Below are 19,879 nucleotides of genomic sequence, written 5' to 3' on the forward strand. Positions count from 1 at the left end.
GTCGCGACGCCCGGCACGCACTCTCGCCGCACCGGGCGAGAGCACGCACCGAACGCCGCTCCTTCTCCCGCGGAGATCCATCAGAAGCCCCCTAGTCGCGCTTGACGTGCTGCTTCATGTCCTCCAGCCGGGTCAGGATCGGGTAGCCGGAGACGCTGAGCGCGTTGCCGTGGCCGGTCTGGTGGACGTCGAAGACGGACTGGAGGGCCGCGTAGAAACCCTGGACGTCGAGGGTCTGGTTGACGGCGCGCTTGGCCTGGCGCAGGCCGAAGGGGGGCATCCGGGCGATACGCGCCGCCAACTCACCGGTGGCGGAGTCGAGTTCGTCGAGCGGGACGACCTTGTTGACCATGCCGACCCGCTCGGCCTCGCGGGCGGTGAGCGGCCGGCCGGTGAACAGGATCTCCTTGGCCTTGCGCGCACCCAACTCCCAGGTGTGGCCGTGGTATTCGACGCCTCCGATGCCCATGTGCACCACGGGGTCGGAGAACTCGGCGTTCTCCGCGGCAACGATCAGATCGCACGGCCAGCACAGCATCAGCCCGGCCGCGATGCACTTGCCCTGGACGGCGGCGACGGTCGGCTTGGGGAGGTTGCGCCACTTCAGGGCGTACTCCAGATAGCGGCGTGTCTCGGCGTCGTAGATCCGTTCCAGGGTGATGTCACCGGGTCCCGGCCAGCGGTCCTTGAGGTCGTGCCCGGCGGAGAAGTGGCGGCCGTTGGCGCGCAGCACGACCACCCGCACGTCCTCGTCGCGGGCAGCGCGGGTGAAGGCCGCGTCGAGGTCGTCGAGGAGGGCCATCGTCTGGGCGTTGGCGGCCTCGGGGCGGTTCAGGCTGATCGTCGCGATGCCGTCCTCGGCCGCGTACAGGATCTGGTCCACTTGGCTCGTCACGGGGTGGCTCCTCACGGGTGGGGTCGGCGCGGGTGGGGTCGGCGCGGGTGGGGTCAGCGCGGCAGGCCGAGGAGGCGCTCGGCGATGATGTTGCGCTGGATCTCGCTGGTGCCGCCGGCGATGGTGCCCGCGAAACTGCGCGCGTACCGCTCGAACCAGCTGGAGACGAACACCTCGTTGTTCATGTGGTGGTGCGGGCCGGTCAGCGCCGGATGCGGCAGCCCTTCCGGACCGTGCGCCTCCAGGGCGTGCAGCGCGGCGGACTGGACGGCCTCGGAACCCAGCAGCTTCAGCACGCAGACCTCGGCGGGGTCGCGGTCCGGGCCGAGCCGGCGGTAGCCCAGCAGGCGCAGCGCCTGGAGGTCCATCCGGAGCGTGGCGTACCACTCCTGGCCGGCGCCCACGTCGGCGGCGTCGCGGATCAGGTCCTCCAGGCGTTCGGCGTACGCCAGCCAGAGCAGGGTGCGTTCGTGGCCGAGGGAGCCGTTCGCCACCCGCCAGCCCTCGCCCAGCGGGCCGACCAGGTTCTCGCGGGGCACGCGCACGTCGGTGAGGAACACCTCGTTGAAGTCGAGGTCGTCCTCGGCGGCGATCGAGCCGAAGGGACGGCGGACGACGCCCTCGCTGTCCGTGGGGACGAGCAACGCGCTGATGCCGTGGTGCCGGGGGGCGTCGGGGTCGGTGCGGACGAAGGCCAGCAGGACGTCGGCGTCGTGGGCCCCCGAGGTCCAGATCTTCTGGCCGTTCACGACGAAGACATCGCCCTGGAGGACCGCCCGGGTGCGCAGGGAGGCCAGGTCCGAGCCCGCCTCCGGTTCGCTCATGCCGAGGGCGGCGGTGATCTCGGCGCGCAGGATCGGCACGGCCCAGCGGGACTTCTGTTCCGCGCTGCCGAAGGTGAGGAGGGAGGCGGCGATGATGCCCAGGCCCTGCGGGTTGAAGCTGTGGTAGATGCGGCGGTGCGCCAACTCCTCGAGGTGCGCGAGCTGTTGGGGCAGGGTGGCGTTGCGGCCGCCGTACTCGGGCGGCCGGCCGGGGAGCAGCCAGCCGTGGTCGAAGAGGGTGCGCTGCCAGTCGCGCGCCCAGTCGGGGACGTCGGCGCTGGACCGGGAGCGGGTCCGGGCCTGGGCCTCGGCGGGGAGGCGATCGTCGAGGAAGGCGGCGAACTCGGCGCGGAACCGCGCCACTTGGGGGTCGTCGGCCAGCTTCATCATGTGAGCAGCGCCTTCCGGTGGACGGCCGCGCCGCCGAGGAGGAGGTCGCAGGCCTGGGCCCGCTTCAGGACGTACTGGAGCTCGTTCTCCCAGGTGAAGCCCATGGCGCCGAACAGTTGCAGGCCGTGCCGGAAGACCAGCCGCTGGCACTCCCCCGCGGCGGCCTTGGCCATGTGGGCGGCGTCCGTGCGGCGGGGGTCGTCCTCGGCGATCGTCAGGGCCGCGAAGTGGGTGAGCGCGCGGGCGCGTTCGATGGCCACGTGCATGTCGGCGGCCTTGTGCTTGACGGCCTGGAAGGAGCCCAGCGGCCTGCCGAACTGCGTCCGCTGCTTCACGTGGGCGAGGGCCAGGTCGAGGATCCGGCGGCAGGCGCCGACCGCGGTGGCGGCGAGTCCGACGAGGGCCAGGTCGGGTACTCCCACGGCCAGTTCGGCGGGGCCGTGGACATGGGCCACGTGAAGGTTCGGGTCGAGGACCGGGACCCGTTCGACGGCCAGGTCGCCGCCGCGGACGACCGTGACGCCGCCCGGGGTGAGCAGCGCGATCTCGTCGGCGCGGTCGGCGTCCAGGACATGGCGTCCGGCGCCGTCGAACACCGCGGTGCCGCTGCCTACGGGGAGACGGCCGGTCAGCGGGGCGAACCAGGTGGCGGTGGCCAGGAACGGCGTCGGGTCGGCGACATGGCCGAGCTCCTCCAGGATCAGGGCGAGTTCCAGCGGAGGCGCCTCCAGCCAGCCGAGCTCCAGATAGGTGGCCCACTGTTGGTCGGCGGGCCGGCCGCGCACCTTGGCGAGGGTCTCGCGCACCGTGCGCCGTAGCAGCCGCTGGTCCTCGTCGAGTTCGAACTCCACGCCCGGCCTCCGCACTCTCGCCGTACCGGTGACAACCGGGCGAGAATATCATTCTCGTTATCCGGAAGTAAGAGTCTTGTTTCTGGGGGAGGATGATTCGGTAGGGGGAGTGCCCTCGCCTTTCACATATGTGGAGTACCGTTCTACCCATGAGTGCCGTCCCCGTAGACCCGGTCGAGACACCCGAGCCCGCCTGGCGGCAGCGCGCCGTCGAGCGATCCACCCGCGCCGCGAAGCTCCGCGCCGAGCAACGCGTGCAGCGCTTCCTGGACGCGGCCCAGGAACTGATCGCTGACAAGGGCACCACCGACTTCACGGTGCAGGAGATCGTGGAGCGTTCCCGGCAGTCGCTGCGCAGCTTCTACCAGCACTTCGACGGCAAGCACGAACTGCTGCTCGCGCTCTTCGAGGACGCCCTGTCCCGCTCGGCCGTCGAGATCCGCGCGAAGGCCTCGGCCGGCCGCGACCCGCTGGAGAAGCTCAGGATCGCGGTCGACCTGCTCTTCCACTCCTCCGAGCCCAAGTCGGGCGCGCAGTCCCCGCTGTTCACCGACTTCGCCATCCAACTGCTCGTCAGCCACCCCGACCAGGTGGCCAGCGCGCATCTGCCGCTGCTCGGCTTCTTCACGGAGCTGGTGGAGGAGGCCGTCGAGGCGGGCCAAGCCGTCTCCCCGAAACCGCGCCGCACCGCCTCCCTGATCATGCAGACGGCGATGTTCACGGCGCGGGCCCCGTCGGCGCCGGTCGGCGCGCATCCGTCGCCGATCTCCGCGGCGGAGGTGTGGGCGTTCTGCCTGGGTGGGATCACGGGCGGGGCCGCGCGCACCGACGCGGCCTCGGACACCGACCAGGACACGACCCAGGACGCGTCCGAGGAACCGGCCGCGGCCGCCGCCCCGGTCGCCGCCAAGAAGGCTCCCGCCAAGCGGACGTCCACCGCCCGCAAGACCGCGGCTCGTAAAACCACCGCGAAGAGCACCGCCGCGAAGCCGGCCACGGCCGGTACACCGCACGGCAAGGCCTGACCGCACAAGACCCGTCCCCGTCCCCGTCCCCAAGGTCCCCGTAGGGTTTCCCTACGGGGACCTTTCGCCGTGCTCGCGCCCGCCTGTGCCCGGCTACGCCCCCAGCGAGTCGAGCGCGCGCCGCGAGCCCTGTACGGCCGTGCGCTGCATGAGGTCGACGACCCCCCGTATCCCGCCCATCTCCGACCCCCCGCCGGCTCGTCCGGGCCCTCCGTGCCGCAGTGCGGGCAGCGGCGAGCCGTGGCCCGTGGTCTGCGTCAGGTTCACGGAGTCGAGCAGATGCAACCGCCCGTGCCAGGCCGCCGCCTCCGCGACGAAGGCGGTCGTCCAGGCGATGTCGTCGCCGACCACGGACGCGGCGAGGCTGCCGCGTCCTCGCGCGAGCAGTTCCGTCGCGTGCCCGGTGTCCCGGTAGGCCAGCACCGTCGCCGCCGGGCCGAACGGCTCGACCTCGTGGGGTGCGGCGGCGTCCGGGTCGGCGGAGAGCAGCAGGGTGTCGAGGAAGGCCCCGCGCCCGGGATCGGCGTCGACGACGCGCACCTTCTCCGGGTCGCCGTGCACGAAGCGGCCGGACTCGGCGATCCTGCGCACGGCCCGGCGGACGTCTTCGCGCTGTTCGAGGCTGACGACCGCGCCCATCGTGACGCCCTCCGCCGCGGGGTTGCCGACGGTGACCCCGGCCAGCGCGGCGGAGATCGCGTCGAGGGCGGCGGACTCCTGTGCGCCGGGGACCAGGACGCGGCGGATCGCGGTGCACTTCTGACCGGCCTTGACCGTCATCTCGGTCACCACCTCGCGCACGAAGGCGTCGAAGAGCGGCGAGCCGGGAGCGACGTCCGGGGCCAGCACGATCGCGTTGACCGAGTCCGCCTCCGCGTTGAACCGGACCGAACGGGCCACCAGGTTCGGGTGGGTGCGCAGCGTCGCGGCGGTGGCCGCCGAGCCGGTGAAGGAGAGGACGTCCTGCTCGCCGAGCAGACCCAGCGCCGGCCGCGCCGAGCCGACGACGAGTTGCAGGGCCCCGGGCGGCAGCACGCCCGCCTCCGTCACGATCCGGATCAGGCGCTCGGTGAGGTACGAGGTGGGCGTGGCCGCCTTCACCACGCTCGGCATGCCCGCCAGCACGGCCTGCGCGAGCTTCTCCAGAGGCGCCCAGACCGGGAAGTTGAAGGCGTTCACCTGGAGCATCAGCCCCGGGGACGGCGTGACCAGGTGGACGCCGAGGAAGTCCTCACCGCGGGCGAGACGTTCGGCGGGGCCCTCGACCAGGTGCGGCGCGTCCGGCAGTTCGGCCCGCGCCCGGGCGGCGTAGTCGCGCAGGACGCGGATGCCGCCGTCGACGTCGTAGCGGGCGTCGTTCAGGGTGGCTCCGGCGCGGGCCGAGAGCGCGTACAGCTCCTCGCGGCGGGCGCGGACGGCCGCGGCCACGGCGTCCAGCAGGTCGGCGCGACCGTGGAAGGTCAGGGCCCGCAGGGCGGGGCCGCCGGCGCGGCGCGCGTGGTCGAACGCCCCGGCGAGGTCGAGGCCTTGGGAGGAGACCCGGCAGACCAGGTCCCCGGTGACTGCGTCGCGTACTTCGGCCGCCGTGTCGTCGGTGGCCGTGGGGGTGACCCAGGTGTCCTTCAAGTAGCTCTGGAGCATGGGATGCGGCCCGCTTTCATCGAGAGACCAGGCGTCGGGAGTGAGGAGGGGAACGGCAGTCGCGTCAGTCGACCGGGTGGTGGCCCCAGATGTCGGCGGTGTAGACCCGGCTGACCCAGGTGCTCTCGTCGACCTGTACGCCGCCCGCGCCGATCTCGATGCCGAAGCCGGCGGGCGACTTCATGTAGAAGGAGAACATCCCGTCGTTGGCGTGCTTGCCGAGCGTCGCCATGAGCTCGACGTCGTGCTCGCGGGTCCGGTCCAGGGCGCGGCCGACCTCCTCCGGACTGGTCACCTCGCACAGGATGTGGTGGGTGCCCTCGTTCTTGTACGAGCGGATGAAGGCGATGCTGTGGTGCCGGGGGTTGCAGCCGAGGAAGTGGAAGGTGCCCCAGGGGTAGTCGGCGGTGTCGCTCAGCCGGAAGCCCAGGACGTCGCAGTAGAAGTCCACCGCCTCCTGGACGTGCGGGGTCTTCATCACCACGTGCCCGAGGCCCTGTTCGCCGGTCACGAAGTCGACGCCCAGCGGTGAGACGAACTGGCTCGGGGCGAGCCTGCGGCCGCAGAACAGTTCGGTGCGGATGCCGAGCGGGCCGGTGAAGTGCACCATCCGGGCCACCTGCCGGTCCCGGCACTCCTCGTCCGTGCCGACGAAAACGTCGACGCCGGCTTCCTTGAGGCGCACCGTCATGTCGTCGATGGCCGTGGGGTCGCGGACCTCCCAGCCGATGACCGTCACACCACCGGTCTCCGCCTCGGTCAGCCACATCCGGAACGGGTGCTGGTCCATGCGCAGGCGGTAGCGCACGGGCCCCTCCGCCTCTCCCGGCTCGACCGCGAGGCCTATCACGTTGCGGGCGTACTCCGCCCATGCTGTCGGGTCGGGCGCAGCGATGCCCACGTACCCAAGGCTCTGGATCGTCATGACGAGGACGATATTTGTTAGACCCTTGACGGTCAAGACTCATACGAATACGTTGACGCCATCGAAGACGCCACCGAGGACGCCGTCGAGGAAGCAACCGAGCCGAGGAGGTCCGGCGATGTCGGGAGAAGTGCCCGAGAAGGCCCGCGTGCGGCCTCGCGACGAGGGCGAGCTGCAGGAGAAGACACTGGCGTCGCTGGCGCCGTACCGCGACGGGGACGGCCGGATCTTCACGATCTGGTCGACGCTGGCGCACCACGAGGACGCACTGCGCCGTTTCCTCGTCTTCGGCAACCACGTGCTGGGGAAGAACACCCTGCCGCTGCCGTCCCGGGAGCTGATGATCCTGCGGATCGCCGCCCGGGCGCAGGCCGCCTACGAGTGGGACCAGCACGTCCGGATCGCCCGCCGCGCCGGGCTCACCGACGACATCATCCTGGCCGCCGCCGCCGGCGACCGGGACGGGCTGGACGAGCTCGACCGGGTCCTGCTCACCGCCACCGACTCGCTCCTGGACCGCCAGAGCGTCGACGACGAGCTGTGGGGCCGGATGGCGGCCCTGCTGAGCACCGAGCAGATCATCGACGTCCTCTACACCGTCGGCCAGTACCTCACCATCGCCACCGTCATCAACACCCTCGGCGTGCAGGTGGAGGGCGACCTCGCTCTGCCGCTGCCCGAGCCGACCGACCAGAAGGAAGAAGCCGCATGAAGCTCGCCAACCTCGCCGGCCGACCCGTCGTCGTCCGCGACGACCGCGCCCTCGACGTCGCGGAGGCAAGCAAGGGAGCGATCGAGCCGCGCCTGGAGGTGCTCAGCGACCTCGCCCTCCACGACGAGCTGCGCGCCCTCGCCGAGCGGGCCGCCGACGCCGACTGGAAGCCGTACCGGCCGGCCGACCTGGGCCGGGTCGCCAAGCCCTACAAGGCCATCGGCGTCGCCCTGAACTACCGCGCGCACGCCGAGGAGTCCGGCCTCCCGGTCCCGGACGAGCCGTCGGTGTTCGCCAAGTTCGCCTCCTCGGTGGTCGGCCCCTACGACGCGATCGTGGTCGAGGCCGATTACGACAAGGTGGACTTCGAGGCCGAGCTCGTCGTCGTCATGGGACGGACCGGCAAGAACATCGCCGAGGCCGACGCCTGGTCCCATGTCGCCGGTGTCACCGCAGGCCAGGACATCAGCGACCGCAAGGAACAGTGGCGCAAGCCCATCAACCAGTTCACCCTGCCGAAGTCGTACGACACCTTCAGCCCGATCGGCCCGTACCTGGTGACGCTCGACGAGTTCGCCGACCCGGACGACATCGAGGTGGCCGGCTGGGTCGACGACCTCGAAGTACAGCGCGGCCGGACCTCGGACCTGATCTTCAGCGTGCCCGAGCTGATCGCCTGGCTGTCGAAGCGGGTCACGTTCGAGCCCGGCGACCTGATCTTCACCGGCACCCCGGCCGGCTGCGGCGTCCGCCGCACCCCACGGCTGTACCTCACCGAAGGTAAGGTCCTGCGGACCGAGGTGACGGGCGTCGGCACCATGGTCAACCCGGTCGTCGGCGGCTGACACCGGCCAGGACAGGCCCCGGGCCGGAGAAGAAAGGGCGGGAGACCGTGACGGACACCGTGCGTGAACCGGAGGCCTCGGAGGGCTCGGGCGCCAGGCGGACCCGGGAGTTCTCGGAGCTGCTGCGTCACCACCACCGTGAGCTGGGCACGACCGAGCCCCGGGACCTCGACGCGATCGAGATGGTCACCGACCTCACCCGCCTCGAAGCCCGGCTGATCAAGGACTTCGAGAAGCACGTCCACCGGCCGCTGGGCCTGACCTGGGCGGGCTTCAGGATCCTGAACGCCCTGTGGGTCTACGGCCCGCTCGGCCAGCAGGACATCGGCCGGGTCTCCGGCTCCACCCGGGCCTCCATCTCCAGCGCCCTCGCGACCCTGGAGAGCCGCGGGCTCGTCACCCGCGAACGCGTCGAGACCGACCGCCGCCAGCTGGTCGTCGAGCTCACCCCGGAGGGCCGCGAGACCCTCCGGCTGGCCATCGAGGCCCAGACGAAGCGCGAGCGGGCCTGGACGGGCGTCCTGCGCGACGACCAGCTCAGTGAGCTGGTGCATCTGCTGCGTACGCTGGTCAACCAGGAGACCCCGCCCGCGGAGTGAGCGGACCTCCTGGGGACCGGCCCACCACCACAGGTGTTTTTTCATCAAGCGTCTAACTGTCAAGCATCTAACTGTAGGCTGGTTTCTCAAGGGAGAGAATCATGGTCCGTCGTGTCGTCACCGGTATCGGTCCCAGTGGCAAGCCCGTGATCGTCAGTGACGGGGAGCCGCCCGTGACGCGTCAGTACACCCACACCCCCGGCTTCGCCCGCTCCCTGGTGTGGAACACGACGGCTCCCGCCGCCCCGTCGGCCGACCCGACGGAGTCCCTGAAGTCGTATGTCCCCGCACCCGGCGAGACGATCGCGCTGACCGTCACCTTCCCGCCGGCCGGCGTGTACGCCGACCCCTCCTGGGACCCGGCGGCCGCCGGCGCCGAGCAGTTGGCGGCCACCCCGGGCCTCGCCGAGCTGTTCGAGATCGACAACCCGGGCATGCACACCACGCCCACCGTCGACTACGGCGTCGTCCTGAGCGGCGAGATCGTCCTCGACCTCGACGGCGAGGTCGCCACGCTGGGACCCGGCGACCTCGTCGTGCAGAACGGCACCCGGCACGCCTGGCGCAACGGCGGCACGGAGCCCGCCACGGTGTTCTTCGTCCTGATGGGTGCGGGCGGCCCCGCATGAGCCCGCTGACGACGGCGGCGCCCGGCGCTCCGGTCGTCGACCTGGACCTCGCCGACCTGCGCCGCGACCCCTACCCCGCCTACGCCGAGCTGCGCCGCGCCGCCCCGCTCGCCTGGGTTCCCTCGGTCGGCCGGCATCTGCTGACCCGGTACGAGGACATCGTCCACGCGGAGAAGCTGCCCGAGGTGTTCAGCTCGCGGGAGGAGGGCTCGCTGCTGCTGCGCACGGTCGGCCCGAACATGCTCCGCGAGGACGACCCGGACCACCGGCGGCTGCGGTCCGCCGCCGAGCCGCCGACCCGCCCGCGCCAGGTCCGCGACCTGTGGGCGGCCTCCTTCGAGCGCACCGCGCACGACCTCCTCGACCGGATCGCCGGACGCGGCGAGGCCGATCTGATCGCCGACTTCGCCGAGCCGCTCGTCGCCGCCAACCTGGCGCTGGTCCTGGGCCTGCGCACGGCGAGCGCCGAAGACATCGCCGACTGGTCGCGGGCGATGATGGCCGGCAACAGCAACTACGCCGACGACCCCGACGTCTGGCTGCGCGCCGAACGGGCGACCCGGGCCATCGAGGCGGCGGTGGCGGAGGCCGCCGAGGCCGCCCTCCGCGAGCCCGACGGCTCGGTGATCTCCGCCATGGTCCACGCGGCCGATCCGGTGGAGCTCGCCGAGATCCAGAACAACGTCAAGGTGATCATCGGCGGCGGCGTCAACGAGCCGCGTGACGTCTTCGGCGTGGGCGCGTGGGCGCTGCTGAACCGTCCCGCGGTGCTGGACCGGGTCCTGAAGGATCCCGCGAGCTGGAAACGGGTCTTCGAGGAGACGGCCCGCTGGATCTCGCCGATCGGCATGTATCCGCGCCAGCTCACCCAGGAGTACGAGATCGCCGGGCTGACCCTGCCCGCCGGCAGCCGCGTGGCCCTCGTCATCGCCTCGGGCAACCGCGACGAGTCGGTGTTCGAGCGGGCCGACGAGTTCGACCTCGACCGGCCGCAGCGCCCGCATCTCGCCTTCGGCGGGGGTCCGCACTTCTGCATGGGCGCGTGGGTCGCGCGCCACGAGGTCAGCGCCATCGCCTGGCCCCTCCTCTTCGGCCGCCTCAAGGGACTCCGCCTCGCCGAAGGGGCCCAGAGCCATCTGGACGGCTGGGTGTTCCGGGGGCCGACCTCGCTGAACGTCACCTGGCAAGCAGCCTGAGCCGTCCCCTCGGGAGGACTTCATGCCCACCGTCATCTTCCAGTTGCCCGACGGGACCGAACGCAAGGTCACCGCCGCGCCGGGGACCGTGCTCATGCAGGCGGCCGTCTCGAACGGCGTGCAGGGCATCGTCGCCGAGTGCGGAGGCAACGCCTCCTGCGCCACCTGCCATGTCTACGTCGACCCCGGCTGGTCCGAGTCGGCGGGAGCGCCGAACGACGTCGAGGACGAGATGCTGGACTTCACCGCCGCCGAACGCCGGCCCACCAGCCGGCTCAGCTGCCAGATCCAGCTCTCCGACGCCCTCGACGGCCTGGTGGTCCACGTGCCCGAGGAGCAGGTATGACAAACGACTCCCCAGGCGTGGTCGTGGTGGGCGGCGGACAGGCCGGTTTCAGCGTCGCCTCCACGCTGCGCGCCACCGGCTACGACGGCCCGGTGACCCTGTTCGGCGCCGAGCCCCATCTGCCGTACCAGCGGCCGCCGTTGTCCAAGAAGGCCCACACCGAGGCCGCCGACCTGAGCGTCTCGCTGGTCCCGGAGTCCTTCTACGCCGAGCGGGACATCGAGCTGTGCCTCGGCGACGACGTGATCGCCGTCGACACCGCCGCCCGCACGGTCCGCACCCGCGGCGGCCGGAGCGTGCCCTACGCCCACCTCGTGCTGGCGACCGGCGCCCGCAACCGCCCGCTCCCGGTCCCCGGCGCCGAGCTGCCCGGCGTCCACGCCCTGCGCTCGCTCGACGACGCGCTGGCCGTCGGCCGGGCCCTGACGAGCGCCCGTGACGTGGTCGTGGTCGGTGGCGGCTTCATCGGCCTCGAACTGGCCCAGGTGGCCCGGGCCCACGGCGCGCGGGTGACCGTCGTCGAACTGGCCGACCGGCTGCTGAGCCGGGCGCTCTCGGCCGAGGTCGAGCCGCATGTGCGGGAGCGGCACGAGCAGGCCGGCGTCCGCATCCGCACCGGGACGGCCGTACGGGCGCTGGAGGGCGCCGGCCGGGTCGAACGGGTCGTCACGTCGGACGCCGTCCTCCCCGCCGACCTCGTGGTCTACGGCATCGGCGCCGCCCCTCGCGACGAGCTGGCGCGGGCGGCGGGGCTGGCCGTGGACGACGGCGTCCTGGTCGACGAGCAGCTCCGCTCGGTGTCCGACCCGCGGGTGTTCGCCGTCGGCGACTGCGCCCGGCATCCCCATCCGTACGCCGACGGGCCGGTCCGGCTGGAGTCCGTGCAGAACGCCACCGACCAGGGCGCGCTGGTCGGCCGCCGCCTCGCCGGACAGCCGCCCGCCCGGTACGAGAGCCTGCCGTGGTTCTGGAGCGACCAGGGCGCCGTCAAGCTCCAGATCGCCGGGCTCCGGGCGCCCTCGGACGACGTCCGGCTGGCCGTCGGCGACACTCCTGAGCGGCTGGCCGCGTACGCCTTCCGCGGCGGGCTGCTGGCCGCGGTGGAGACGCTGAACTGGCCCGCCGAGCACCTGGCCGCGCGCCGTCTGCTGGAGCGGCGGGCCCCGGTGTCCGCGGCCGACCTGGCGGGAACGACGCTCGGCGCGCTCGCCCGTGCCAGACGCGCGGCGGAGGTACGAACATGACGAACACGTTCGGGGCCCATCTGACCGTCAGCGCGGTCGAGGCCGGTGCGCGGACCGCCCTCGTCTTCGAGGACCGCACCTGGACCTACGCCGAACTGGAGTCGGCGGTCCGGCGGACCGTCGCCCGCCTCGACAAGTACGGGGTGCGCGGGGGCGACCGCGTGGTGATGCAGGGCGCGGCCCGGCCCGAGGCGCTGATCACACTCTTCGCGGTGACGCGCATGGGTGCGGTGCTCGTTCCGCTGCATCCGCAGGTGGCCGGGGGCGAGCTGGCGGTCGTCTGCGAGGAGACGTCTCCGGTGGCGGTGGTCGCCGGCGAGGGGTTCCCGACGGGGACGACCGGACTGCGGCTGGCCTGGGAAGACCTGCACCCCGTGGGGGACGACGGGCCCGAGGCTCCCCTGCTGGACGCCCCGGTCGGGTCCGACGTCGCCGTCATCGCGTTCACGTCCGGCACCTCCGGCCGCCCCAAGGGCGTCGCGCTGACCCACGGCAACCTGTGCCGGAGCATGGCGGGCGGCCTGGCCGGGATGCCCTCCGGCGCGGACGACACCGCGCTGATCGCCACCCCGTTGGCGCATGTCGCCGTCCTCGGCGGGCTTCCGCAGGTCACCTGGTCGCGGCGCGGGACGGTCGTCCTGGCCCCGCGCTTCGACCCGGACCTGTTCGTCGACCTGGTCCGCGACCACCGCGTGACCTGCGCCTTCGCGGTGCCCGCCATGTCCGCGCTGCTGGCCCGCCACCCCCGCTTCGGCAGCGGCGACCTGGACACCCTGCGCTGGATCCTGTCCGGTGGCTCGCCGGCCCAGACCGCCACCCGCGAGCAGTTCCGGGCCCGCGGGATCGGCGTGGTCAACTCCTACGGCCTGACGGAGACCAGCGCGGGCGTCACCTACTCCGCGCCCGACGAGTCGGCCACCTCCACCGGCTCCCCGGTACCCGAGGTCGAGCTGACGGTCGCCGACGCCGCCGGGTCCGCCGTCCCGGTCGGGACGCCGGGCGAGATCTGGGTGCGCGGGCCGTCGGTGGCGTCCGCGTACTGGACGGCCGCCGGGCCGGTACCGGTGACCGACGCGGAGGGCTGGTTCCACAGCGGTGACCGGGGGCGGTTCGACGACGAGGGCCGGCTCACGGTCGTCGGACGGCTCAAGGAGACCATCATCACCGGCGGCGAGAACGTCGATCCGGCCGAGGTGGAGAACGCGCTCGCGGACTTCCCCGGCGTCGTCGAGGTCGCGGTGTCCGGAGCGCCGGACCCGGTCTGGGGCGAGATCGTGACCGCCTTCCTCGTCACCGACGCCGACACCGACGCCGACGCGGACACCGGCGTCCCGACCCTGGACGACGTCCGCGGTCATCTCGACGGCCGGCTCGCCCGGCACAAGTGGCCCCGGCGGCTGTGCGTCGTGCCCGCACTGCCCCGCGGGGCCACCGGAAAACTCCAGCGGGCGCGCCTCGCGACTCTGCTGAACGACTGACCACAACCGCACGATCCGCACCCCGAGGCCGCACCGCCACAGGTGCCGTCTCGCCCACCCCTACCCTCACCCCGAGGAGACGCCATGAGTGCGACCATGCGAGCCGCGCGGATGCACCACGTCGGCGAGCCGATGAAGCTCGAGGAACTCCCCGTTCCCGAGCCCGGCCTCGGCGACGTCCGCGTGGCCGTCCACGCCGTCAACATCGTTCCGAACCTCGCCAACATCCTGAACATGTGGACCACCTGGTTCCCGCACAGCCCGCTGCCCACGCTGCCGGCGATCTTCGGCCTCGACCCGGCCGGTGTCGTCGAGGAGATCGGCGAGGGCGTCGAGGGCTTCGAGGTCGGCGACCGGGTGTACGTCAACCCGGGCCGCTCCTGCGGCTCCTGCCGGTCCTGTCGCGGCGGCGACTCGATCAACTGCGCCAGCTACGCCTTCGCCGGCTACTTCGGCTTCTCGCCGACCGCCCTCGGCCTCCTCGACCGCTACCAGGGCGGCCTCGCCGAGTACATGGTCGCCCCGGCGTACTCCCTGGTGAAGCTGCCGGACTCGCTGTCCTTCGAGGCCGCCGCCCGCTTCGGCTACCTCGGCACGATGTACTCGGCCCTGCGCAAGGCCGGAGCGGGCCCGGGGAAGACGATCCTGGTCAACGGCATCAGCGGCACCCTCGGCATCGGCGCCGCGCTCCTCGCGCCCGCCCTGGGCCTGACCCATGTGTACGGCACCGGCCGCGACAAGGGCCTGCTGGACCAGGTCGGCAAGCTGGCGGGCGGCCGGCTGCGGCTGCACTCCCTCGACGACGGTCCGCTCGACGACTGGCTGCGCGAGGAGACCGGCGGCCACGGCGCCGACATCTACATCGACGCCCTCGGTCCGGGCGCCCCGCACGAGACCTTCCGGGCCGGCATGCGGGCGATGGCGCGCGGCGGCATCGCGGTCAACATCGGCGCCGTCGCCGGCGATCTGCCCATCGACATCCACCGGATGATGGACCAGCAGCTGCAGCTGATCGGCTCGGCGTGGTTCACCTCCGGCGAGGGCCAGACCATGGCCGACATGGCGGGAGCCGGACTGCTGGACCTGAGCCCCCTGGAGCACCAGGTGTTCCCGCTGGAGCAGGTCAACGACGCCATCAACGGCATCGCGGAGCGCAACGGCGGCTTCAGCAACTTCATCATCAGCCCGACGGCCTGACCCGACCCGTCTTCGACCCCTCTCTGGAGACCGACCATGCACGCACCGCACGCCGGGCGCCCGGCCGACCCCCTCGACCTCCTCGAACTCGACAGCCTGCTCACACCGGACGAGCGCGCCGTGCGCGACGCGGTGCGCACCTTCTGCGACCGGCGCGTCGACCCGTTCATCGCCGAGTGGTTCGAGCAGGGGGCCATCGAGGACATCCGCGGACTCGCCAAGGAGCTCGGCGAACTCGGCCTGCTGGGCATGCACCTGGAAGGGTACGGCTGCGCGGGGATGAGCGCGGTCGACTACGGGCTCGCCTGCCTGGAGCTGGAGGCCAGCGACTCGGGGCTGCGTTCCCTGGTGTCCGTGCAGGGCTCGCTGGCCATGTACGCGATCCACGCCTTCGGCTCCGAGGAGCAGAAGGCGGAGTGGCTGCCGCGGCTGGCCGCCGGCACCGCCATCGGCTGCTTCGGCCTCACCGAGCCCGACTCCGGCTCCGACCCCGGCAGCATGCGCACGGCGGCCCGCCGCGACGGCGACGACTGGGTGCTCGACGGCCGCAAGATGTGGATCACCAACGGGTCGGTGGCCGACGTGGCCGTGGTCTGGGCCCGCACGGACGACGGCGTCCGCGGCTTCGTCGTCCCCACGGACAGCCCCGGGTTCTCGGCTCCGGCCATCAAGCACAAGATGTCGCTGCGGGCGTCGGTGACCAGCGAGCTGGTCCTGGACTCCGTACGGCTGCCGTCGACGGCCGTGCTCCCTGAGGTGCGGGGGCTGCGCGGTCCGCTGTCCTGCCTCAACGAGGCCCGGTACGGCATCGCCTGGGGCGCGATGGGCGCCGCGCGGTCGTCGTTCCGGGCGGCGCTGGCCTATGCCGGCGACCGGGTGCAGTTCGGCCGTCCGATCAGCGGATTCCAGCTGACGCAGGCCAAGTTGACCGACATGTCCCTCGAACTGTCCAAGGGCACGCTGCTGGCGCTGCACCTCGGCCGGATCAAGGACGACCGCGGGCTGCGGCCCGAGCAGGTCAGCTACGGCAAGCTCAACAACACCCGGACGGCGCTGGACATCTGCCGGACCGCGCGCACGATCCTGGGCGCGAACGGCATCTCGCTGGAGTACCCGGTCATCCGGCACGCCAACAACCTCGAGTCGATCCTCACCTACGAGGGAACCGTGGAGATGCACACGCTCGTGATCGGCCAGTCCCTGACGGGGCAGGCGGCCTTCCGGTGACGGACACACCACGGCCGGCGGCCGATATCCGGCGGGTCGGGGTCGTCGGCTGCGGGCTGATGGGCGCGGGCATCGCCGAGGTCTGCGCCCGCGCCGGCCTGGACGTCGTCGTCCACGAGTCGAGCCCGGACGCGGCGGAGGCCGGCCGGGCCCGGATCGCCGCCTCGCTCGACCGCGGTGTGCGCCGCGGCAAGCTCTCGGCCGCGGAGCGGGACAAGGCGCTGGCCCATGTCCGGGTCAGCACCGCCCTCACCGACCTGTCGGACCGGGACCTGGTGGTGGAGGCGGCGACGGAGGACGAGAAGGTGAAGGTCGAGCTGTTCGCCGAGCTCGACCGGATCGTCGCCCGCGAGGACGCCCTCCTCGCGTCGAACACCTCCTCCCTCCCCATCATGAAGCTGGGCATGGCCACCGCCCGCCCGCACCAGGTGATCGGCGTGCACTTCTTCAACCCGGTGCCGGTGCTGGAGCTCGTGGAGATCGTGCCCTCGCTGCTGACGAGTCCTCAGACGCAGTCCAGGGCCGAGGAGTTCGTCACCGAGGTGCTGGCCAAGAAGGTGATCCGCGCCCAGGACCGGGCCGGCTTCGTGGTCAACGCGCTGCTCGTGCCCTACCTCCTGTCCGCGATCCGGATGCTGGAGTCCGGGCACGCCTCGGCGGAGGACATCGACACCGGCATGGTCCTCGGCTGCGCCCACCCCATGGGGCCGCTGAGCCTGGCCGACCTGATCGGCCTCGACACGCTCACCGCCATCGCCGAGGCCATGTACGCCGACTTCAAGGATCCGCTGCACGCCCCGCCGCCACTGCTGCTGCGCATGGTGGAGGCGGGGCTGCTCGGCCGGAAGACCGGCCGCGGCTTCCACGACCACTCCGGGAAACAGGTGATCTCCTGATCTCAACTCATGTGCGGGACTTCTGCGTTGCGGCGAACTCGTCGGCCGCGGCGAGGTCGAAGTCGCCGTGGTCGCTGCCGAGCCCCTGCGCGACGAGAGCCGCGGTGGAGCTGCCGAGGACGGCGGCGTCGCTCGGCGTACGGCCCAGGCTCACGCCCCGCAGATAGCCCGCCGAGAACGCGTCGCCGCAACCGGTGGTGTCGACGACGTCGATCACGAAGGCGGGAACCGGCTCCGCGCCGTCGGCGGTCACCACCAGCGCGCCGTCGCCGCCGCGGGTGACGGCGACGACGCCCGCACCGGCGCCGAGGAGCTTGCGCGCGCCCGCCAGCAGGTCGCTCTCGCCGGTGAAGCCGAGGACCTGGTCCTCGTTGGGCAGCAGATGGTCGATGTGGGGCAGGGCCGCCTCGAGCTGCTCGAAGCTGCCGAGCACCCCGGGGGCGAGCAGGTCCACGGAGGTGACGACGCCGTGCTCCTTCGCGAACGACAGGATGCGCGTCGCGACGTCGACGCCGATCAACTCCGGGCCGCCGAGGTGGAGATGGGTGGCTTCGGCGAGGGCGTCCCAGGGGACGTCGTCCAGACCGTAGGTGATGTTCGCGCCGAGGAGGTGCAGCGAGGGACGGTCGCCGTTCGGCCGGATCGGCAGGACGCTCGCGGAGGTGGCGGTGTCGGTGCGGCGGACGAGGAACTCGGTGTCGATGCCCGCCCGTTGGAGCAACTGCACGAGCATGTCACCGGTCGGGTCGGTGCCGATCGCGCCGGCGCTGCGCACCTGGGCGCCCAACTTGGCGAGGGTGAGGGCGGTGCCGCCGGCGGTTCCGGCGGCGGTCATCCGGATGTCGTCGACGAGCGTCGCGCCCTGGCCCTCGGGTATCTCCTCCACGGGCCGCACCAGGACGTCCAGCACATGCACGCCCATCGTGAAGACCTTCATCGGCTCCCCCTTCATCGGCTCCCCCTTCATCGGCTTTCCTCCTGCGCGGGTGGTACGGGGTGGGTGGTTCCGTAGTCGCGGGCGATCGCGGCCTCGATGACGGCGAGTTGCTGCCGTTCGTCGAGGGCGCGCGGCCGGCCCATGGCGGCCGCGCGCTGGTAGACGCCGCAGGCCCATTCGAGGAGCAGGGCGTTCTCGACGGCCTTGTCGAGGGTCGTCGCGTGGGTGACCGCTCCGTGGTTGGCCATCAGGGCGGCGCTGCGGCCGTCGAGCGCGGTGAGCACCGACTCGGCGAGTTCGTGGGTGCCGAACGTGGCGTACGGCGCGACGCGCACGGTGCCGCCGAGTGCGAGCAACTGGTAGTGGATGCAGGGCAGTTCGTCGAGGACGCAGGAGACGGCGGTGGCCATCGGGGCGTGGGTGTGGACGACCGCGCCGGTGCCGTAGCGGTGGTAGACGCCGAGGTGCAGATCCAGTTCCGAGGTCGGCCGCAGGTCCCCGGCCACGATCTTCCCGTCGAGGTCGACCACGGTCACCTGGTCCGGGGTCAGCTGTTCGAGCACCGCTCCGGTCGCGGTGATCGCGACCCGGTCCTCGACCCGGAGACTCACGTTTCCGGCCGTGCCGATGAGGAGGCCCTCGGCCCCCAGGCGCCGACAGGCGTCCGCGACGGCGGTCCGCTCCTGACTCAGCGCCGAGCTTGAGGCGGTCATGGGCGCGAAGGTAGCGTAAACGTGAAACAAAGTCACGTTCAGGTTTGGAGACGTTTCCTTGGCCCAGCCGACAGCGGGTACCGGCGGCACCACCGGCGGAACTCCCCTGCGCCGCACCCCCCGACAGGCCCGCAGCAAGGCACGGCTGGCCCTGTTGCTGGAGGCCGCCGAACGCATCCTGGTCGCCGAGGGCGTCGAGGCGCTCACCACGACCCGGGTCGCGGCCGAGGCGAAGGTGTCGGTCGGCTCGCTGTACCAGTACCTCCCCGACCGTGGCGCGATCATCGACGCCCTGGCGACGGGGTACTTCGCCCGCCTGGAGGCCGTCATGGACGACCTGGTCCGGGCGGCGTCGCAAGAGCGGTGGGACGATCCCGTGGGCGTGCTCGTCGACACGTACGCCCGCGTCTACCGCACCGAACACGGCTTCCGCGCCCTGTGGTTCGGCAGCGGGCTGACCGAGCGGACCCGGGCCGCGGACCGCGAGCACAAGCACCGGATGGCCGACGGGATCCGCCGCGTCCTGCTCGCGCTGGGCGTCGCCCGCGACGACGAGGCCCTCACCAGGGCCGCCACCGCGGCGATCCTCACCGCCGACGCGCTGGCCCAGGAGGCGTTCCGCCGCGCCCCGGAGGGCGACGCGGCCCTCCTCGACGAGGCGAAGACGATGCTGCGCGGCTACCTCACCGAGATCGCCGCACGCTACGAAGCGCGGTAGGAGCCGCGACAGGGGGAAATCCGCTGGCAGCAGCGCCGAACCGGTCGATACGGTCGACAACCCCGACCCGGCCGCCACGGCCGGAGCCCGACCACCCGACAAAGGCGATTCCCGTGACCGTGCCCCGAGCGACGACGACCCTGTGGCGCCCCACCGGCCCCAAGGAGCTGGAGCTGGTGCGTGACCTCGCCTGGCGCGCCTGGCCGCCCCGCCTCCCCGAGCAGCCGATCTTCTACCCGGTCCTGAACGAGGACTACGCCATCAAGATCGCCCGCGACTGGAACGTCACACACGACGGCGCCGGCTACGTGACCCGCTTCGAGGTCGACACCGAGTTCCTGTGCCGCTACCCGGTCCAGCAGGCAGGCGGCCGAACGATTCTCGAACTGTGGGTGCCGGCCGAGGAGTTGGACGAGCTCAACGCGCACATCGTGGGCGAGATCCAGGTGGTTCACGAGTTCCGGTGACCGTCGACGGCCGCTGAGGAGTCCGCGCGCTAAGGGCTGTCCCGCAATCCCTGGTGGATCAGCGCGCGGCGTCAGATGCGGTGCATCGCAAGGCGGAGGCACGTCCGCATACTGGATGTATTCG

21 protein-coding genes are annotated in these 19,879 nt (G+C 72.1%); 14 read left to right on the forward strand and 7 right to left on the reverse strand.

Annotation, left to right across the window (positions count from 1 at the left end):
* Positions 1-91: 91 nt before the first annotated feature.
* The 3 genes from AB0J04_RS40725 to AB0J04_RS40735 are packed head-to-tail and all read right to left on the reverse strand — an operon-like array spanning position 92 to position 2,960.
* Entirely contained in the window at positions 92-895 is an 804-nt protein-coding gene (locus AB0J04_RS40725) for an enoyl-CoA hydratase (protein WP_363173730.1), read from the reverse strand.
* A 53-nt stretch (positions 896-948) separates the two neighbouring features.
* Positions 949-2,109 (reverse strand): acyl-CoA dehydrogenase family protein, encoded by a 1,161-nt coding sequence (locus tag AB0J04_RS40730; RefSeq protein ID WP_363173731.1) that lies wholly within the window; start codon positions 2,107-2,109, stop codon positions 949-951.
* The gene (locus AB0J04_RS40735; protein ID WP_363173732.1) at positions 2,106-2,960 is read right to left on the reverse strand and encodes an acyl-CoA dehydrogenase family protein; all 855 of its coding nucleotides are present in this window, start codon (positions 2,958-2,960) and stop codon (positions 2,106-2,108) included. Before AB0J04_RS40735 ends, AB0J04_RS40730 begins: the two co-directional genes overlap by 4 nt.
* A 149-nt stretch (positions 2,961-3,109) precedes the next feature.
* On the opposite strand from AB0J04_RS40735, the gene AB0J04_RS40740 reads away from it, so the two are divergent.
* Positions 3,110-3,985 carry a TetR/AcrR family transcriptional regulator gene (locus AB0J04_RS40740; protein WP_363173734.1) on the forward strand — a complete coding sequence of 292 codons (876 nt, stop codon included), beginning with the start codon at positions 3,110-3,112 and terminating at the stop codon, positions 3,983-3,985.
* Between the two features lie 93 nt (positions 3,986-4,078).
* Here AB0J04_RS40740 and paaZ read toward each other — a convergent pair whose 3' ends face one another.
* Both paaZ and AB0J04_RS40750 read right to left on the reverse strand, forming a co-directional pair.
* Positions 4,079-5,626 carry a phenylacetic acid degradation bifunctional protein PaaZ gene (gene paaZ, locus AB0J04_RS40745; protein ID WP_363173735.1) on the reverse strand — a complete coding sequence of 516 codons (1,548 nt, stop codon included), beginning with the start codon at positions 5,624-5,626 and terminating at the stop codon, positions 4,079-4,081.
* Between the two features lie 64 nt (positions 5,627-5,690).
* The gene (locus tag AB0J04_RS40750; RefSeq protein WP_363173736.1) at positions 5,691-6,551 is read right to left on the reverse strand and encodes a VOC family protein; all 861 of its coding nucleotides are present in this window, start codon (positions 6,549-6,551) and stop codon (positions 5,691-5,693) included.
* 118 nt (positions 6,552-6,669) lie between these two features.
* Between AB0J04_RS40750 and AB0J04_RS40755 the strand changes: the two genes are divergently transcribed.
* The 11 genes from AB0J04_RS40755 (at position 6,670) to AB0J04_RS40805 (ending at position 16,920) form a co-directional block, all read left to right on the forward strand.
* On the forward strand, positions 6,670-7,263 hold the full coding sequence (locus tag AB0J04_RS40755; RefSeq protein WP_363173737.1) for a carboxymuconolactone decarboxylase family protein: 594 nt from the start codon (positions 6,670-6,672) through the stop codon (positions 7,261-7,263).
* Positions 7,260-8,108, forward strand: a complete 849-nt coding sequence (locus tag AB0J04_RS40760) for a fumarylacetoacetate hydrolase family protein (protein ID WP_363173738.1) — start codon at positions 7,260-7,262, stop codon at positions 8,106-8,108. The genes AB0J04_RS40755 and AB0J04_RS40760 overlap by 4 nt, the downstream gene beginning before the upstream one ends.
* Before the next feature lie 47 nt (positions 8,109-8,155).
* The gene (locus AB0J04_RS40765) at positions 8,156-8,707 is read left to right on the forward strand and encodes a MarR family transcriptional regulator (protein ID WP_363173739.1); all 552 of its coding nucleotides are present in this window, start codon (positions 8,156-8,158) and stop codon (positions 8,705-8,707) included.
* 101 nt (positions 8,708-8,808) lie between these two features.
* Entirely contained in the window at positions 8,809-9,336 is a 528-nt protein-coding gene (locus AB0J04_RS40770; protein ID WP_363173740.1) for a cupin domain-containing protein, read from the forward strand.
* On the forward strand, positions 9,333-10,532 hold the full coding sequence (locus tag AB0J04_RS40775) for a cytochrome P450 (RefSeq protein ID WP_363173742.1): 1,200 nt from the start codon (positions 9,333-9,335) through the stop codon (positions 10,530-10,532). The genes AB0J04_RS40770 and AB0J04_RS40775 overlap by 4 nt, the downstream gene beginning before the upstream one ends.
* Before the next feature lie 22 nt (positions 10,533-10,554).
* Positions 10,555-10,878 (forward strand): 2Fe-2S iron-sulfur cluster-binding protein, encoded by a 324-nt coding sequence (locus tag AB0J04_RS40780; protein WP_363173743.1) that lies wholly within the window; start codon positions 10,555-10,557, stop codon positions 10,876-10,878.
* Complete coding sequence (locus AB0J04_RS40785) at positions 10,875-12,122, forward strand: FAD-dependent oxidoreductase (protein ID WP_363173744.1); 1,248 nt, start codon at positions 10,875-10,877, stop codon at positions 12,120-12,122. Before AB0J04_RS40780 ends, AB0J04_RS40785 begins: the two co-directional genes overlap by 4 nt.
* On the forward strand, positions 12,119-13,600 hold the full coding sequence (locus AB0J04_RS40790) for an AMP-binding protein (protein WP_363173745.1): 1,482 nt from the start codon (positions 12,119-12,121) through the stop codon (positions 13,598-13,600). The genes AB0J04_RS40785 and AB0J04_RS40790 overlap by 4 nt, the downstream gene beginning before the upstream one ends.
* 84 nt (positions 13,601-13,684) lie before the next feature.
* A complete protein-coding gene (locus AB0J04_RS40795) occupies positions 13,685-14,797 on the forward strand; it encodes an alcohol dehydrogenase catalytic domain-containing protein (RefSeq protein ID WP_363173747.1) in 1,113 nt (370 codons plus the stop codon).
* A gap of 36 nt (positions 14,798-14,833) precedes the next feature.
* Positions 14,834-16,024 carry an acyl-CoA dehydrogenase family protein gene (locus tag AB0J04_RS40800; protein ID WP_363173748.1) on the forward strand — a complete coding sequence of 397 codons (1,191 nt, stop codon included), beginning with the start codon at positions 14,834-14,836 and terminating at the stop codon, positions 16,022-16,024.
* A complete protein-coding gene (locus AB0J04_RS40805; protein WP_363173749.1) occupies positions 16,021-16,920 on the forward strand; it encodes a 3-hydroxybutyryl-CoA dehydrogenase in 900 nt (299 codons plus the stop codon). Before AB0J04_RS40800 ends, AB0J04_RS40805 begins: the two co-directional genes overlap by 4 nt.
* A 7-nt stretch (positions 16,921-16,927) precedes the next feature.
* On the opposite strand, the gene AB0J04_RS40810 is transcribed toward AB0J04_RS40805, so the two are convergent.
* Positions 16,928-17,857 (reverse strand): carbohydrate kinase family protein, encoded by a 930-nt coding sequence (locus AB0J04_RS40810; protein WP_363173754.1) that lies wholly within the window; start codon positions 17,855-17,857, stop codon positions 16,928-16,930.
* Between the two features lie 26 nt (positions 17,858-17,883).
* Positions 17,884-18,570, reverse strand: a complete 687-nt coding sequence (locus tag AB0J04_RS40815; protein WP_363173750.1) for a class II aldolase/adducin family protein — start codon at positions 18,568-18,570, stop codon at positions 17,884-17,886.
* Between the two features lie 58 nt (positions 18,571-18,628).
* Here AB0J04_RS40815 and AB0J04_RS40820 point away from each other — a divergent pair, with 58 nt between their 5' ends.
* Positions 18,629-19,288 carry a TetR family transcriptional regulator gene (locus tag AB0J04_RS40820; protein WP_363173751.1) on the forward strand — a complete coding sequence of 220 codons (660 nt, stop codon included), beginning with the start codon at positions 18,629-18,631 and terminating at the stop codon, positions 19,286-19,288.
* Between the two features lie 113 nt (positions 19,289-19,401).
* Positions 19,402-19,755: a hypothetical protein gene (locus tag AB0J04_RS40825; protein ID WP_363173752.1), complete on the forward strand. Its 354-nt coding sequence runs from the start codon at positions 19,402-19,404 to the stop codon at positions 19,753-19,755.
* The last annotated feature ends 124 nt before the right edge of the window (positions 19,756-19,879 follow it).

This window comes from Streptomyces sp. NPDC050263 (assembly GCF_040655955.1).
Taxonomy (GTDB): domain Bacteria; phylum Actinomycetota; class Actinomycetes; order Streptomycetales; family Streptomycetaceae; genus Streptomyces.

Coding starts and splice junctions, on each gene's coding strand:
- paaZ (WP_363173735.1), bottom strand. CDS start 5,626: ATGCTCCAGAGCTACTTGAAGGACACCTGGGTCACCCCCACGGCCACC.
- AB0J04_RS40780 (WP_363173743.1), top strand. CDS start 10,555: ATGCCCACCGTCATCTTCCAGTTGCCCGACGGGACCGAACGCAAGGTC.
- AB0J04_RS40795 (WP_363173747.1), top strand. CDS start 13,685: ATGAGTGCGACCATGCGAGCCGCGCGGATGCACCACGTCGGCGAGCCG.
- AB0J04_RS40755 (WP_363173737.1), top strand. CDS start 6,670: ATGTCGGGAGAAGTGCCCGAGAAGGCCCGCGTGCGGCCTCGCGACGAG.
- AB0J04_RS40790 (WP_363173745.1), top strand. CDS start 12,119: ATGACGAACACGTTCGGGGCCCATCTGACCGTCAGCGCGGTCGAGGCC.
- AB0J04_RS40730 (WP_363173731.1), bottom strand. CDS start 2,109: ATGATGAAGCTGGCCGACGACCCCCAAGTGGCGCGGTTCCGCGCCGAG.
- AB0J04_RS40775 (WP_363173742.1), top strand. CDS start 9,333: ATGAGCCCGCTGACGACGGCGGCGCCCGGCGCTCCGGTCGTCGACCTG.
- AB0J04_RS40760 (WP_363173738.1), top strand. CDS start 7,260: ATGAAGCTCGCCAACCTCGCCGGCCGACCCGTCGTCGTCCGCGACGAC.
- AB0J04_RS40800 (WP_363173748.1), top strand. CDS start 14,834: ATGCACGCACCGCACGCCGGGCGCCCGGCCGACCCCCTCGACCTCCTC.
- AB0J04_RS40815 (WP_363173750.1), bottom strand. CDS start 18,570: ATGACCGCCTCAAGCTCGGCGCTGAGTCAGGAGCGGACCGCCGTCGCG.
- AB0J04_RS40785 (WP_363173744.1), top strand. CDS start 10,875: ATGACAAACGACTCCCCAGGCGTGGTCGTGGTGGGCGGCGGACAGGCC.
- AB0J04_RS40770 (WP_363173740.1), top strand. CDS start 8,809: ATGGTCCGTCGTGTCGTCACCGGTATCGGTCCCAGTGGCAAGCCCGTG.
- AB0J04_RS40810 (WP_363173754.1), bottom strand. CDS start 17,857: ATGAAGGTCTTCACGATGGGCGTGCATGTGCTGGACGTCCTGGTGCGG.
- AB0J04_RS40750 (WP_363173736.1), bottom strand. CDS start 6,551: ATGACGATCCAGAGCCTTGGGTACGTGGGCATCGCTGCGCCCGACCCG.
- AB0J04_RS40740 (WP_363173734.1), top strand. CDS start 3,110: ATGAGTGCCGTCCCCGTAGACCCGGTCGAGACACCCGAGCCCGCCTGG.